Annotated in this window: 14 protein-coding genes; 2 read left to right on the top strand and 12 right to left on the bottom strand. The window is 64.4% G+C overall.

The genetic code is table 11. From position 1 onward, the window contains the following. Positions 1-161 precede the first annotated feature (161 nt). Together U5A67_RS21715 and U5A67_RS21720 are read left to right on the top strand one after the other, a co-directional pair. A complete protein-coding gene (locus U5A67_RS21715) occupies positions 162-788 on the top strand; it encodes a DUF47 domain-containing protein (protein ID WP_205983936.1) in 627 nt (208 codons plus the stop codon). Between the two features lie 10 nt (positions 789-798). Next, positions 799-1,809 carry an inorganic phosphate transporter gene (locus tag U5A67_RS21720; RefSeq protein ID WP_205983937.1) on the top strand — a complete coding sequence of 337 codons (1,011 nt, stop codon included), beginning with the start codon at positions 799-801 and terminating at the stop codon, positions 1,807-1,809. Positions 1,810-1,889: 80 nt separating this feature from the next. Here the strand turns inward: U5A67_RS21720 and U5A67_RS21725 are convergent, their stop codons facing one another. From U5A67_RS21725 to U5A67_RS21780, 12 genes are all read right to left on the bottom strand, one after another. Then, a complete protein-coding gene (locus tag U5A67_RS21725; protein WP_205983938.1) occupies positions 1,890-2,708 on the bottom strand; it encodes an SDR family oxidoreductase in 819 nt (272 codons plus the stop codon). A gap of 141 nt (positions 2,709-2,849) precedes the next feature. Then, entirely contained in the window at positions 2,850-3,887 is a 1,038-nt protein-coding gene (locus U5A67_RS21730; protein ID WP_321815860.1) for a C40 family peptidase, read from the bottom strand. Between the two features lie 251 nt (positions 3,888-4,138). Further along, positions 4,139-5,980, bottom strand: a complete 1,842-nt coding sequence (locus tag U5A67_RS21735; RefSeq protein WP_205983939.1) for a PhoH family protein — start codon at positions 5,978-5,980, stop codon at positions 4,139-4,141. A 402-nt stretch (positions 5,981-6,382) separates the two neighbouring features. Then, on the bottom strand, positions 6,383-6,844 hold the full coding sequence (locus tag U5A67_RS21740; RefSeq protein ID WP_205983997.1) for a peroxiredoxin: 462 nt from the start codon (positions 6,842-6,844) through the stop codon (positions 6,383-6,385). Positions 6,845-7,006: 162 nt separating this feature from the next. Further along, positions 7,007-7,903 (bottom strand): polysaccharide deacetylase family protein, encoded by an 897-nt coding sequence (locus U5A67_RS21745; protein ID WP_321815817.1) that lies wholly within the window; start codon positions 7,901-7,903, stop codon positions 7,007-7,009. A gap of 18 nt (positions 7,904-7,921) precedes the next feature. Then, a complete protein-coding gene (locus U5A67_RS21750) occupies positions 7,922-8,971 on the bottom strand; it encodes a bifunctional UDP-4-keto-pentose/UDP-xylose synthase (RefSeq protein WP_205983941.1) in 1,050 nt (349 codons plus the stop codon). Then, positions 8,968-9,936, bottom strand: coding sequence for a formyltransferase (locus tag U5A67_RS21755; protein WP_321815818.1), 969 nt, complete (start codon positions 9,934-9,936; stop codon positions 8,968-8,970). Before U5A67_RS21755 ends, U5A67_RS21750 begins: the two co-directional genes overlap by 4 nt. Next, entirely contained in the window at positions 9,933-11,021 is a 1,089-nt protein-coding gene (locus U5A67_RS21760) for a glycosyltransferase (protein WP_321815819.1), read from the bottom strand. Before U5A67_RS21760 ends, U5A67_RS21755 begins: the two co-directional genes overlap by 4 nt. A 107-nt stretch (positions 11,022-11,128) precedes the next feature. Next, positions 11,129-12,283, bottom strand: a complete 1,155-nt coding sequence (locus U5A67_RS21765; protein WP_205983943.1) for a DegT/DnrJ/EryC1/StrS family aminotransferase — start codon at positions 12,281-12,283, stop codon at positions 11,129-11,131. Positions 12,284-12,449: 166 nt separating this feature from the next. Then, entirely contained in the window at positions 12,450-12,821 is a 372-nt protein-coding gene (locus U5A67_RS21770) for an SMR family transporter (protein WP_321815820.1), read from the bottom strand. Positions 12,822-12,962: 141 nt separating this feature from the next. Beyond that, positions 12,963-14,654 (bottom strand): glycosyltransferase family 39 protein, encoded by a 1,692-nt coding sequence (locus tag U5A67_RS21775; protein WP_321815821.1) that lies wholly within the window; start codon positions 14,652-14,654, stop codon positions 12,963-12,965. A gap of 170 nt (positions 14,655-14,824) precedes the next feature. Then, on the bottom strand, positions 14,825-15,199 hold the full coding sequence (locus tag U5A67_RS21780; protein WP_205983946.1) for an Mth938-like domain-containing protein: 375 nt from the start codon (positions 15,197-15,199) through the stop codon (positions 14,825-14,827). Between the last annotated feature and the right edge of the window lie 302 nt (positions 15,200-15,501).

Here is a 15,501-nt window from a genome sequence, read left to right on the forward strand (position 1 = left end):
AGTCAAGCGGGGACCCGGGCGTGCGCGCCATCGTGGCGCAAATGCCGCTTGGGTATCCCTGGATCAGTGCGGCCTCCAGTCCGTGACGATACAATATTGCCGTTTTATGACGGCTATCTTGCCGTTTTGTGACGGCAATTCGAGACCATTACGGGATTCCAATGTTCGGTCGATTCATGCCCACCGAGGGCAAGTTCTTCGAAATCTTCAACGCGCACGCGAAGTGCATCGTTTCCGCAAGCCGTGAGCTCGAGCTCGTGATCGACAATCTGTCGGACGCGGAAGTCCACAAACAGAATGTGCAGGCCGCCGAAAAGGCCGCCGACAAGCTCACGCACGAAGCGATTGACCTGCTGCACAAGACCTTCATCACGCCGCTCGATCGCGACGAGATCCACAAACTCATCACGACGATGGACGACTGCCTCGACCTCATGGAAGACGTCGCCACCGCCATTTCGCTGTACGACGTGCAGGCCGTCACCGCTGAAGCGAGCCAGCTTGCGCACGTGGTCACGGCATCGGCCGAGCGTGTTCAGGCTGCAGTCGCGCTGCTGTCCGACATGAAGCAGGCGCGCGATATCCTCAAGGCCTGCGAGGACATCGACCGTCTGGAGTCGGACGCCGACCGCCTGCTGCGCAGCGCGATTTCCAAGCTCTTCCGCGAGGAAAACGACGTCAAGAACCTGATCAAGCTGAAGGCAATCTACGAACTGCTCGAAGCGATCACGGACAAGTGCGAGGATGTCGCGAACATCATCGAAGGCATCGTGCTAGAGAACGCCTGAGCGGACTACGATGCAATCGATACAACTCGCCCTCTGGGTGGTCGCCACGCTGGTGGCCATCGCCCTCATTTTCGACTTCATGAACGGCTTTCACGACGCGGCGAACTCCATCGCCACGGTCGTGTCCACGGGCGTCCTCAAACCGCAGCAGGCGGTGGCGTTCGCGGCAATGTTCAACGTGATCGCGTATTTCGTGTTCCACCTCAAGGTGGCGCAGACGGTGGGCAAGGGCACCATCGACCCCGATATCGTCGATCACTACGTCGTGTTCGGCGCGCTCGTGGGCGCGATTGGCTGGAACGTGCTGACGTGGTACTACGGCATTCCGTCGAGCTCGTCGCATGCGCTGATCGGCGGTCTGGTGGGCGCGGCGCTGGCGAAGTCGGGCTGGCACGCGCTGAACTTCGACGGCCTCATGAAGACCGTGGCGTTCATCTTCATTTCGCCGCTGCTCGGTTTCATCCTGGGCTCGTTCTTCATGCTGACGGTGTCGTGGCTGTATTTCCGCACGCCACCCAGCAAGGTGGACCGGCGTTTCCGTCGCCTTCAGCTGATTTCGGCCAGTCTCTATAGCCTTGGCCACGGCGGCAACGATGCGCAGAAAACCATCGGCATTATCTGGATGCTGCTGATCGCCACGGGCTATTCGGCGGTCGGTTCGGATGCGCCGCCTATCTGGGTGATCGGCGGCTGCTATCTGTCGATGGGTATCGGCACGCTGTTCGGCGGCTGGCGCATCGTGCGCACCATGGGCCAGAAGATCACCAAGCTCAAGCCCGTGGGCGGTTTTTGCGCCGAAGCGGGCGGGGCGCTGACGCTCTTCACGGCTTCGTGGCTGGGCATTCCCGTGTCGACGACGCACACGATTACCGGCGCGATCGTCGGCGTGGGCGCGACGCAAAAGCTCAGCGCCGTGCGTTGGGGCGTGGCGGGCAATATCGTCTGGGCCTGGGTGCTGACGATCCCGGCCTCGGCCACGCTCGCTGCGGCGGGCTGGTGGATCGGTCACCGCCTGATGTAATCCGCTCCAGCTACGTGCTTCGAGCTACGACATGAACGGCGCCTTCGGGCGCCGTTTTCTTTTGCGCGCGCCGGGCGACGTCAGATGATCGGCGTGGCGCAACCGTCCATTGGCACGATTGCGCCGGTGACATAGCTGGCGCGCGCGCTTGCCAGAAAGAGCGCGACGTCGGCGATTTCCTCGGGTTTGGCGTAGCGGCCAAGCGGCACTCTGGCCTCGCCGCGCGCGAGCGCTTCCTCAGCGCTCAGGCCTTCGCGCCCGGCTTCCAGTTGAAGTGCTTCCTGCAGACGCTCGGTGAGCGTGGCGCCCGGATTGATCGCGTTGATGCGGATGCCGTAGCGCGCGTGATAGTGCGCAAGGCCCACGGTCGCCAGCATGAGCGCCGCATTGGCCGCGCCGCCCGCAATATGGATATCGCTCGCGTACTTCCCGCCCATGCCGATGATATTGACGATCGTGCCGGGCGCCTTGCCATCGCCGGCAGCGCCGGTTTGTTTCGCGCGCTCGACCATGCGGCGCAGTACTTCCTGCTGCGGGTAGATGTACGGGAAGTATTTCGCCTCCATGGTCGCCCTGAAGGCGTCGGCGTCGAGCGCTTCCGGGTCATAGCGGCGCGCGGCGCCCGAACTGTTGATGAGGATGTCGATCGCACCGACCGCGGTGGAGACTTCCTCGACCACATCGGCGGCGCTATGCGGCTCGTGCAGGTCCGCGCGGGTCAGATGGACGTGCAGGCCTTCGCTCGCGAGTTGCTCGCGTGCGCGCGCCAGATTGGCCGGGTCGCGCGAGACGATCGCCACGCGCGCGCCTTCCTTTGCGAATGCGCGGGCGCAGGCAAGGCCGATACCTTTGCTGCCGCCCGTTACCAGAACCACCTTGTTACCGAGTCCGAGATCCATCGCTGCCTCGCTGCGCCTGGGATTGAAAAGTGAAAACGGTAGCAAAACCATAGCAGACACGGCGGGCGGGGGAAACCGCCGCGGCGCGTCGTTGGCCATGCGGATATGGGCGACGGGCCGCGATGCACCGCGCGGCGGCGTTCAGAACGAGCCGTTGGCGAAGCGGGCGATCGGGTCGTCGCTGGACTGCGTGGGGGCGGGTGCGCTGCTGCCCGCTGTCGAGGCGCGCATGATCTGGACCGGTTGCACCGGCGTGGAGCCGGCCTGAGCGGCCTGGCGCTGCGCAGTGTTGACGGTGGGCGGCGGCGGTTCGAACGCATCGGCGGCGGCGTCGATGGCGTCGGGCTGGCTGTAGGAGGACGTCGTCGGGGCAATTGCGCCTGCCTGCCGTGCCTGCGTCTGGGCGGCGTTCAGGGCTTGGGGCGGCGGCTCGAAGGCGTCGGTGGCGGGTGCGCTGGTGGTGTAGGCAGTCTGTGGCGCAGAGGTCAGGCGATTTTGGTCGGCGGCAGGCGCGGCGTAGCCATTTGCGGCAGGCAAGGGCGCCGCAACCGCTGCCACGACCGGTGTGACTGCCGGCGTCACCGCAGGCGCACGCTGTACCGGCGCGGCCGCTTCGTAAGTTGGCGTATCGAACGGTGCGGGCGCGCGTTTCGCAGGCGCCAGACGCCGGATGCCATCGAAATGTTTGGCCCAATACGGGTTCGTCAGATAGTCGAGCCGCACCGTCCCGCCGGTCGATGGCGCATTGACGAAGCGCAGCTTGCCGACATAGATGCCCACGTGCGAGTGCGGCCGCCCGGTCGTATTGAAGAACACGAGATCGCCGGCCGCGATTTCATCGGGTTCGATCGCCTCGCCGCGCTGGCTCATGTCGAGCGTCGTGCGCGGCACGTCCGTCGCGGCCGCGCGCGCGAACACGTATTTCACGAGACCGCTGCAATCGAAGCCGCTATCGGGCGTATTGCCGCCCCAGCGATAGGGAATGCCGACCAGACCCATCGCCTGGATCGAGATTTCCTCGCGCCCGACGCTGTGATCGACGAAATTGGGAAAGCCCGGTGGTTTGGTGCGCCAGGCGTAACCGGACCCCGAGCTACCGCCGCGCGATACCCGCTCCGGCGCGCTCGAACACGCCGCCAGAAACACCACGATCAGTAACGCAAGCCAGAGTCGCCGCATGAAAAGCAGATGACGCACGCGAGACGCGCGCCATTGAGGAAAACCGTTAATGGGCCGATGGTAGCCCGTCAGACATGGCTTCGGCAAGAATTCTTCACAACTTACATGAACTTACGCTGCTAACTGTGGCCGTTCGCGGACACGAGCGAGCCCTGCGCCCATGAAAAAAGGACCGCATCCGGTTGCCCGGAAACGGTCCTTTGGCGCTCATCCGGCGCTTCGAAAAGCGCCGGAACCGGCGGAAATACGGCTTACAGAATGTCCGACGCGTAATCGGCCAGACGCGAACGCTCGCCGCGCGCCAGCGTGACGTGGCCGCTATGCGCCCAGCCCTTGAAGCGGTCCACCACGTAGGTCAGACCCGAGCTGCCTTCGGTCAGGTAGGGCGTGTCGATCTGCGCGATATTGCCCAGACAGACGATCTTCGTGCCCGGACCCGCGCGCGTGACCAACGTCTTCATCTGCTTCGGCGTCAGGTTCTGCGCCTCGTCGATGATCAGATACTTGTCCACGAACGTGCGGCCGCGCATGAAGTTCATGCTCTTGACCTTCAGACGCGAGCGGATCAGTTCCTGGGTCGCGGCGCGGCCCCATTCGCCGGCGGCGTCGTCGGTTTTCTGGAGCACTTCGAGGTTATCGTCGAAGGCGCCCATCCACGGCTGCATCTTTTCCTCTTCCGTACCCGGCAGGAAGCCGATGTCCTCGCCAACCGGCACCGTCGCACGCGTCACGATGATCTCGTTGTAGCGCTTGTCGTCGAGCACCTGCGCCAGACCCGCGGCGAGCGCAACCAGCGTCTTGCCCGTGCCGGCCTGGCCGAGCAGGGTGACGAAGTCGCAGTCCGGGTTCATCAGCAGGTTCAGCGCGAAATTCTGCTCGCGGTTGCGCGCCGTGATGCCCCACACGTTGTTCTTGTGGTGGCCGTAGTCGCGAAGCGTTTGCAGCAACGCCGTCTTGCCGTTGAGTTCGCGCACGATCGCGTGGAACGCGGGTTCGCCGTTCTGCGGCTCCAGATAGACGAACTCGTTCACGAGCATCGACAGGCATTCCGGGCCGGTAACGCGGTAATACGTGGTGCCGGTCTTGGTGTCCTGCCAGGACTCCATGCCCTTGGCATGCCGGGTCCAGAAGTCCTGCGACAGCGCACGGATGCCCGAGTACAGCAGGTCCTTGTCTTCGAGAACCTGGTCGTTGAAGTAGTCTTCCGCGGGCAGGCCGAGCGCATGCGCCTTGATACGCATGTTGATGTCTTTCGACACCAGCACGACGAGGCGGTCGGGCCGGTCGCGCTGCAACGCGCGCACCACGCCGAGGATCTGGTTATCGGCCTTGCCTTCGGGCAGACCGTCGACCGGATCGATATGCGTGAGCGTGGTCTGGAAGTACAGGCGGCCGAGCGCCTCGCGGCTGCCCAGACGCGCCAGCGAAATGCCTTCCGAGATCGTGCCGGCGTTCGCCACCAGCTGATCGAGCGTGCGGCTCACCTGACGCGCATTACGCGCGACTTCCGACATGCCCTTCTTGTGGTTGTCGAGTTCTTCCAACGTCATCATCGGCAGATAGACGTCGTGTTCCTCGAAACGGAACAGGCAGGTCGGATCGTGCATCAGCACGTTGGTGTCGAGCACGAAGAGCTTCTGCACTTCGACGCTTTCTTCCGGATGCACGCGTTTCTTCGATGCGCCGCGCGCAGCCGGTGCGGCCGCGCCGCCGGCAGCTTTCGCGGAGGCGGGTTTGCTGCCGCTGCGCGCGACCGGTGCTGCCGGTGCTTCGGCTTGCGGTTCGGCGTGGGCCTGCACGGGCTGCAGCAGCGCTGCGGTCTGTTGCTTGCGTTTGCGCGCCGGTGCGGGCGCGACGGGTTCGAGCGCAGCGAGTTCGGCGCTGGCCGAAGGCAGCGGCACCGTGCGCAAGGTGGTTGACGCGTTGGCGGCGGGCGTCATCGGCTCCGCGACGCTCTCCGCGCCAAAATCGACATCGGCGGCGTCGTTCTCGCTCGCCGCTTTACGCGTGCTGCGCGTAGTGCGCGCACGCGTCTTGTATTCCTCGGGCGGCAGCAGGTTGCCGAGCTTGCTGGGGGGAGTAGGCAAAGGCATGGTGTCCCTCGAAAAATTCGGGTCGAGTGGTCCGGGGTTACCCAGTAAGGTGCGCTTTCGGGCGGTGCGTGCGGTCAGCCGGGTAGGCCGTCCGCCGTGACCGCGCAGGGTGCGCGCTCAGGTCTGAAAATGCCGGTTCGCCTGGTTTTCGATCGGCTCCTTGACGTGGACGCGAGCCGGATTGCCAGGCCGGCACAGCGTGGTGGGTACGAAATCCGAAAAAACCAACAAAAAAGCCGCCGCCCCGACTGACGAGGCAAGCGGCTTCACTGCTCTGATGGCGCGTTGCCCGAATGCGCGGAGGCGGTCATCCAGTGACCGTTCGCGGGACCGCGCAAACGTAGGAAAACGCGACAAAATATAGGGTGGACAGGCACTCATTGCAGCCCAATATAACGCGCCTCAAAGCGCTTGTACAGCCTCCAGAACCTCGTCGACATGGCCCGGGACTTTCAGTCCGCGCCACTCTTGGCGCAGCACGCCATCGGCATCGATGAGGAACGTGGAGCGTTCGATTCCACGTACTTCTTTGCCATACATTTTCTTCATTTTGATGACGTTGAAGAGCGAGCAGAGCGCTTCATCGCCATCCGATACCAGAGTAAACGGCAGTTCGAGCTTGGTCTTGAAGTTTTCGTGCGAACGCACGCTGTCGCGCGAGACGCCTACGATGGTGGCGCCGGCCTTCTTGAACTTCGGAAAGAGGTCGCGGAACTCCATGCCTTCGCGCGTGCAGCCAGGCGTGTTGTCCTTCGGATAGAAGTACAGCACCACTTTCTTGCCCTTCAGGCTCGAAAGCGTGAAGTCGCCGCCGGTGGCAGGCGCGGTGAAGTCGGGAACGGGTTGGTCGACTGCGATGGTCACGTCAGGCACGTGGCACTCCCTTTGTTATTGGCTGGCTTGGTGGCGGGCGGGGGCGCGGTCGGCAGCTTGCTGCGCTGGGGAGGGCGTCCTCGCGGGCATCGCCGGAACGACAAGCCGCCCGGCATAGCGGGCGGCGGCTTTCGATCGGGCTGGGTGCGAGTTTCAGTCGGGCTGGATGATCAGCTCGCCGGAGCGGCCGGCGATCTCGCCCCAGGTGACAGGGTACGATGGCAGCGAATCCGGGTCCAGCGTCGCATGGTAGTCGCCCATCGTGGCAAACGTGTGGCCTTGCGCGCGCCAGCCGGCGAGCAGTTGTTCGAACACCGGCGCGAGCTTCTGGCCTTCGAGCTCGGCGTGCAGCGTGAACACCTGATCGTGCGGATTGTTTTCGGTGCGCTTGAGCATCCACGCTGCCACCGTGTCGATGTCCACGCCATCGACGCCCAGCACTTCGTCGAGCGTCGGCAGCGTGGTGGGCATCTGCACGTGCTTGAGCGTGCGGCCGTTGACGACCGGGCGATAAGGCGAATGCCCGCGCCCGTCCGAGGCGTACTGCATGCCCCAGTTGTCGATCTGCTCGAACGCCGCTTCGTTCATCTGCCAGCCGGCCGCGCCGTGCGTGACGGGCGGCGTGCCGAAGATGCGCGCGAAGCGGTCATGGCTCTTCCGCATCTGACGCGCGGTCCACTGCGCGTCGCGCGTGCGCACGTTGTCCTGCCAGTAGACGTGATCCCACGTGTGAATGCCGCATTCGAAACCGGCTTCGTGGATCGCGCGCATTTCCGCCGCTGCTTCCACGCCGATATCCGGTCCCGGCAGCAGCACGCCGTACATCAGCTGCTTCACGCCGTAATGCTCGACCACGGACGTACGCGAGACCTTCTTCAGAAAGCCCGGACGGAACACGCGGCGCAGCGCCCAGCCCGTATGGTCCGGGCCGAGGCTGAACAGGAACGTCGCGCGCGCCTTGTAGCGATCGAAGATGCGCGCGAGATTCGGCACGCCTTCACGCGTGCCGCGCAGCGTGTCGACGTCGATTTTCAGGACGATGCGAGCCAAGTGGCGAAGTCCTTCGCGTTACGCTTGTTGTTCGACGAGGGCACGTGCCTCGGCGACATGGCCGCGATACGCTTCGAAGATCTTGCGCAGCGCTTCGTCGAAGGTCGACTTCGGCGCCCAGCCGAGTTCCTGCATCGTGTTGTCGATCTTCGGCACGCGGTTCTGCACGTCCTGGTAGCCCGCGCCGTAGTACGCGCCCGACGACGTTTCCACCAGCTGGACCTGCTTGGCCGTTTCCGCGTATTCCGGGAATTCGGCGGCCAGCGCCAGCATCTTGTGCGCGAGTTCGCGCACCGAGAAGTTGTTGGTCGGATTGCCGATGTTGAAGATCTTGCCGGAGGCGACGCCGTCCTTGTTGTCGATGATCTTCATCAGCGCTTCGATGCCGTCGTCGATGTCGGTGAACGCACGCTTTTGCGCGCCGCCGTCCACGAGGCTGATGTTCTCGCCGCGCACGATATGGCCGAGGAACTGCGTCACGACGCGCGAGCTGCCTTCCTTCGGCGTGTAGATCGAGTCGAGGCCCGGGCCGATCCAGTTGAACGGACGGAACAGCGTGAAGTTCAGGCCTTCCATGCCGTAACCCCAGATCACGCGGTCCATCAGCTGCTTCGAGCAGGCGTAGATCCAGCGCGGCTTGTTGATCGGGCCGTAGGTGAGGGCCGATGCATCCGGGTCGAACTGCTCGTCCGAGCACATGCCATAGACTTCCGACGTCGACGGGAAGACGAGGTGCTTGCCGTACTTGACGGCCGAACGCACGATCGGCAGGTTCGCCTCGAAGTCGAGTTCGAACACGCGCAGCGGCTGCTGCACGTACGTAGCGGGCGTGGCGATGGCGACCAGCGGAAGGATCACGTCGCACTTCTTGACGTGGTATTCGACCCATTCCTTGTTGATCGTGATGTCGCCTTCGAAGAAGTGCATGCGCTCATGCTTGACCAGATCGCCGAGGCGGTCCGTCTGCATGTCCATGCCGAACACTTCCCAGTTCGTGGTCTCGAGGATGCGCTTGGAGAGGTGATGGCCGATAAAGCCATTGACACCCAGGATCAGAACTTTTTTCATGGACGGGGGACAGATGAAATGAGGTCGGAGAACGCGGCAGGCGTGACGACGGTTTCTTGACCGCCGTGAGCCAGGTTCGGCGCATGCCGCAGTTCGTAAATCGCGATGGCGCGGCCGTCGCCGCAGAGGGCGAAAAACGCATTATCGCTTACGTGGATGCCCGCGGGCAATCCGGCGAGGGCGCGCACCTTTTCGGCTTCCTGGGTGCCTGGGTGCACGAGGCGCGCACGGGCGATCACGAAGCGATGCGCGCCGATGTCGGTGAACGCGCCCGGATAGGGCGGCGCCACCGCGCGGATCAGGTTATAGACGTCCTGCGCGCTGTGCGAAAAGTCGAGGCGTCCGTCTTCCGGCTTGCGCCCGCCGTAGTAACTGCCGTGTGTGAGATCGTTCGGCAGATGCGGCGCTTCGCCCGCGATCAGCGCGGGCAGCACGCGCCAGAGCGTCTGCTCGGCGGCGACCGTCACCTTGTCGAACACCATGGCGGCGGTGTCGTCGGGCAGGATCGGCACCGGAGTCTGCGCGATGATCGCGCCGGCGTCGGGCTTCGCGGCCATTTCGTGCAGCGTCGCGCCGGTTTCGGTTTCGCCCTTGATGACGGCCCAGTTGGTGGGCACGCGGCCGCGATACTTCGGCAGCAGCGAGCCATGCATGTTGTAGGCGCCGCGCGCGGCCAGCGCGAGCAGATCCACCGGCAGCATGTGGCGGTAGTAGAACGAGAAGATGAAGTCGGGCTGCGCGGCGCTGACTGCCGCGCGCAGCTCGGCGCTCTTCGGGTCGGCGGGCGTGATGACGTCGATGCCGTGTTCCTCGGCGACCGACTTCACGCTGCCGAACCAGATGTTCTCGCTCGGGCTGTCCTCGTGCGTGACGACGAGCGCCACGTCCACGCCGCGCGCGAGCAGCACCTGCAGGCAGCGCACGCCGACGTTGTGATACGCGAAGACGACTGCGCGCGGTTTCATGATTCGGTTCCCGTTTGGGTGTTCGTGTTACCGGCGGCGCCCGCAGCATTGCCGATAGTGAGCGAAGCCTGCACGCCCTGCACGACGTCCTGACGCGGCACATCGACCACGGTGCGGCCGTTGCGCTCTTCCAGAATGGTCTGCACCAGATAACGCGGACGCGCGCGCACCTGCTGATAGATACGGCCGATGTACTCGCCCAGCAGACCCAGCGCGAAGATGATCACGCCAAGCATGAAGAACGTAATGGCGAACAGCGTGAACACACCCTGAACTTCGGCGCCCAGCACGAAGCGGCGGATCAGCAGCAGCAGGAACAGGCCCGCCGAACCCAGCGACAGAATCACGCCGATAAACGACAGCCACTGCAGCGGCACGACCGAAAAACCGGTCACGAGGTCGAAATTCAGGCGGATCAGGCTGTAGAGCGAATACTTCGATTCGCCCGCGAAGCGTTCTTCGTGCGCGACATCGACTTCGACCGGGTTCTGCGCAAAGGTGTACGCGAGCGCCGGAATGAAGGTGTTGATTTCGCCGCAACGATTGATCGTATCGACGATATGACGGTTGTAGGCGCGCAGCATGCAGCCCTGGTCCGTCATCTTGATGCGCGTGATGCGCTCGCGCAGGCGGTTCATGGCCTGCGAAGCCTTGCGGCGCCACAGACTGTCCTGACGCTGCATGCGGATCGTGCCCACGTAGTCGTAGCCTTCGCGCATCTTCTCGACCAGCTTGCCGATTTCCTCGGGCGGATTCTGCAGATCGGCGTCGAGCGTGATGACGATCTCGCCGCGCGACTGTTCGAAGCCCGCGAGAATCGCCATGTGCTGGCCGTAGTTGCCGTTGAGCAGGATCGCGCGCGTGGTGTCCGGGCGCGCGCGGAACTGCTCGGCGAGCATCGCGGCCGAGCGGTCGCGGCTGCCGTCATTGATGAAGATGACTTCGTACGAGGTGCCGAGCTTGTCGAGCGCCGGGTACAGACGCTCGAACAGCGCCTTCAGGCCGGCTTCCTCGTTGTAGACCGGAATGATGACCGAGACTTCCGGCGTTTCCGGGGTCAAGGTGCGTTGTTCCGTTTGACTCATGTGTGCGTCTTTTCCGTTGGGTAATACGTGTTGCGCGAGAGTGTACGGCCGGCCGGGCGCGCCCGATTCGTCGAACAGCGCCCCTGCCTTGCGTGTACTTGTTTCACTTACTGCTTCGCGTACTGCGTGCAGATCTCGTCGACGGCGCGGCACACGCGTGCCACGTCGGCGACGCTCATCAGCGTGAAGAGCGGCAGCGTGACCGTGGTCTCGCCGAAACGCTCTGCGTGCGGGAACATGCCCGCCTTGAAACCGCGCTCGCGATAGAGCGTGAAGAGGTGGATCGCCGGGTAATGCACGCCCGTGCCGATGCCGCGCTCCTTCATCTGTTCCATGAACTCCGCGCGGGTGATCGTCAGGTTTTCCAGCGGCAGCGTGATCTGGAACATGTGCCAGTTGCTGTTGACGAGGTCCGCCACCGGCAGGCCCACGCCCAGCTTCGCGGCGGCGCTGCCTTCGAAGCCCGTGAAATACGCATGCGCGAGCTTGCGGCGCTGCTCCGTGAAACGCTCGATGTGCTTGAGCTGGCCGAGGCCCACGCGCGCGGCCACGTCGGTCAGATTGTACTTGCCGCCGAGCACGTCGCAGTCCATGCCGTCCAGACCGATGCGCGTGATGCCTTGCAGACGGTATTTGCGGGCCAGTTCGGCTTCGTCCTCGTTATTGAGGACGAGCGCGCCGCCTTCGATCGACGTCAGGTTCTTGTTGGCGTGGAAGCTGAACGAGACGATGTCGCCGATCGCGCCGATGCGCTTGCCGTTCCAGCTCGAACCGAACGCCTGCGCGGCGTCCTCGATCACGCGCAGCTTGTGCTGGCGGGCGATCGCATAGAGGCGGTCCATGTCCACCGGCAGGCCGGTCAGGAACACCGGGATGATCGCCTTCGTGCGGGGCGTGATGGCGGCTTCCAGGCGGTCGAGGTCGATGTTGCGCGTGATCGGGTCGATATCGGCGAATACCGGCGTCGCGCCGACTTCATAGATCACGTTGCTGGTGGACACCCACGAGGCGGGCGTGGTGATGACTTCGTCGCCGGGACCGACGCCCGCGATGCGCAGGCCGATTTCGAGCGTCGCCGTGCCCGAATTGAAGGTACGCACCGGGCGGCCGCCGCAGTATTCGGACAGCGCGGCTTCGAAGGCCTGGTTCTGCGGGCCGGTAGTGATCCAGCCCGAGCGCAGCACGTCGACGACGCCCGCAATGGTTTCTTCGTCGATTTCGGGCTTCACGAACGGCAGGAACGAGGCGGGTGTCTGGGTCATGAGTGCTTTCTTGGTCGGAACGTCAGGAATAGTCGAAAACAGCGTAAGCCTTGCGAAAGCCGGGTGAGCCCCGGGGTGTTTCGCGTGCGGCGCGACGATGGCGCGCCTGCTGGCCGGGTGCTTGTTGTATCGCCGATGCAGTGTGCTGCGATGCGGGCCGTGCGCCTTAGCTGCGCGCGAGCACGACCACGCCGATCAGGATGATGCCGATGCCGACAAGGCGCTGGATGCTCAGCACTTCGCCGAACAGATACCACGCTGCGAACGCGTTGACCACGTAGCCGAGCGAGAGCATCGGGTAGGCGATCGAGACGTCCACGCGCGACAGGCCCACGATCCACACGACCACGCTGAACACGTAGCAGGTCAGGCCGCCGATGATCGGCAGTTGTGTGGCGAGCTTCCAGCCGATGGGCAGGATGTTCGCACGGGTGAATTCGAAGTGTCCAACAGCATTGACACCGGCTTTCAGCAACAGTTGCGCGCAGGCGTTCAGGCCGACGCCGGCGAGGATACAGATCAGGGAAATCGGATTCATCGTGTTGGATCGTTAATGCTGGCCTGGCCAGCTTCTGCCGGTTTCGGTCATATTCGGGGGCGGATCTCCGCCCCCGCGCCCCGCATTATCGCTCAAGTGCGGGGCGCGACCGGCGCGTTGCGGGGCGTTCGCCGGTCAGGCTCAGGGCTGCGGTTTTTCGACCACCACGCGGCGCATGTCGCGGGCGATCACCTGCATCGGCAGGCCTTGTGCCGCGAGCTCTTCGTAACGCTGCACGGGCAGCAGCGCGAGCGCGTAACGCTCGGACTTCCAGCGCTGTTCCCATTGCGCGACGGTCGGCACCCATTTTTGCGGCTCTTCGCTGATGCCGAAGGCCAGTTCGTCGGTGACCTGCACCATCGTCATCGAATGACGCACGTAGAACGGCAGCGTGTGATCGAGCACGCCGACCGAATAGAACGGCGTATCGGGCGGCATTTTCGCGATGGCCGAACGCACGGCCGGCGCGAGCGGCGCGCCGGAACTCAGCGTGCCGAACACGTCATGGCCGGTGCCGGCGATGGTCGCGAGCAGCAGCCAGGCGGTGCCCAGTGCGATGGCGGGCGATTGCGCGCCGGTTTCGGGTGTCGATTTGCCGCGCGCAAAACGCAGGCCGACCATGGTCGCCACGAAGGCGACGGCGGCGGCGGCGAACACCCAGACCTGGAATTCGCGATACAGCGCGTTCGGATTGCGCGCATCGCCCAGACGCGTGAGCACGAACGAACCGGCCATCAGCGCGGCGGCCAGCAGGGCGTAGCCGATCAGGTGACGCATCCACTGCTTGCGCGTCATCAGCGGCAGATACAGGCCGATCACGAGCGCGAGCGGCGGGGCGATCGGCAGCACGTACGAAATCAGCTTCGAATGCGAGGCGCTGAAGAACAGGAAGATGAAGGCGGTCCACACCAGCATCAGCGTCACGGGCGCGAAGCCGTTGGGCTGGCGCGGCGTGCGCAGCGCATGGCGCACGCTCTGCACGCTCACCGACAGCCACGGCAGGAAGCCCACCAGCATCACCGGCACGAAATAGTAGAACGGGCCGGGGCGGTTCTGCGCGGGTGTGAGATAGCGCTGGAACTGCTGGACGATGAAGAAGAAGTTGAAGAATTCGGGGTTGCGTTGCTGCACGAGGATGAACCACGGCGTCACGATCGCGAAGAACACGATCAGACCGCTCACGAGGTACAGACGTTTCCACAGCGCCCAGTCGCGCGCGACCAGCGTATAGAGCACCAGCACGGCGCCCGGCAGGATCAGGCCGACCAGACCCTTCGAGAGCACGGCCAGCGCCATCGAGCCCCAGCAGACCCACATCCACAGACGCGCGTCGCGGGTGGACAGGTTCGGACGCTGGGCCAGCAGCAGCGCGCAGAGCGTGAGCTCCATCCAGAACGACAGGCCCATGTCGAGCGTGTTGAAGTGGCCCATCAGGTTCCAGTACGGCGCGCAGGCGAGCACCAGCGCGGCGAAGAAACCCGTGGCGGCGTTGAACACGCGCGCACCCGTGAAGCCGATCAGCAGCACGCCGGCGAAGCCCGTCAGGGCCGTATAGAGGCGCGCCTGCCACTCGCCGATGCCGAACCACGCGAACGTGAGCGCGTTCATCCAGGTTTGCAGCGGCGGTTTCTCGAAATACTTGTAGCCGTTATAGCGCGGCGTGATCCAGTCGCCGGAAGCGAGCATTTCACGGGCCATTTCGGCATAGCGGCCTTCGTCGCTCGGCAGCAGATGGCGCCAGCCGAGCGGCAGAAACCAGATCACGGCGAGTGCCACGATCAGCAGCAGGATCGCGCCACGGTTGAGCGGCAGCCTCGAGGGCGTATCGGTCATGGATTGCAGCCTGTTCTTGTCAACGTTGCGGGCGTGCGGGCGGCGCCCGCGCGGCGCGCAAGTGTACTACGGCGCGTAAATCGAACCTGAAGGCGAGCTTAAGGGACCGGTTCCGAAGCGCCTGCTCGCCGTTTCTGCTGCGTGTTTCGCGGCGCGCCCCGCGTGGCGAATCAGGTCTCGATCAGCAGTGCAGCGGCGACGCGGCGGCCCTCGGCCATCAGGATGTTGTAGGTGCGGCAGGCGGCCTTGAAATCCATCGCTTCCACGCCGATGCGCTTCGCCGTCAGCGCCGCAGTCAGGCGCGGATGCGGAAAACGCAGGCGCTCGCCGCTGCCGAACACGACCACTTCCGGCTTGAGCGGCAGCAGCATCTCGAACAATTCGGGCGTGAGGGCGTCGAACGCGCTCACGGGCCACGCGATGACCGGCTCCTCGGGCAGCATCAGGATGCTGCCGTTGTGGCGTTCGAGATTGATTTCGACGTAATCGGCGCCGTAACCGGTGACGGTGTTGAGCGCGGCGCTGGAGTCCTGGTGTAATTTCAAAACGGCATTCCGGAAGATCGCCGGCCGGTGGCGGGATCGCGGGACGCTCTCGTGCCGCAGTCTCGCGCCGGATCGGCGGGAATTAACGAGATCGGTTTTCGGACCTCGGGCGGGTCTGGGGTGGGTCTCGCGTGTCCGGCAGGCCGCCGGCCGCGACACTTTATTACGCCCCATTTCCGCGACGCCCGCGGCTGGCGGGCCGGCGCGGCTTCTTGCGCATTGCGGAACCCGGCCAAAATCCGCTAAATTATAGCTTTTTGGCGGCCGCGCCGACGCCGTGTACCGTGCCTCGACCCGCGCCG

The sequence above is a fragment of the Paraburkholderia sp. J69-1 genome (assembly GCF_905220255.1).
Taxonomy (GTDB): Bacteria; Pseudomonadota; Gammaproteobacteria; order Burkholderiales; family Burkholderiaceae; genus Paraburkholderia.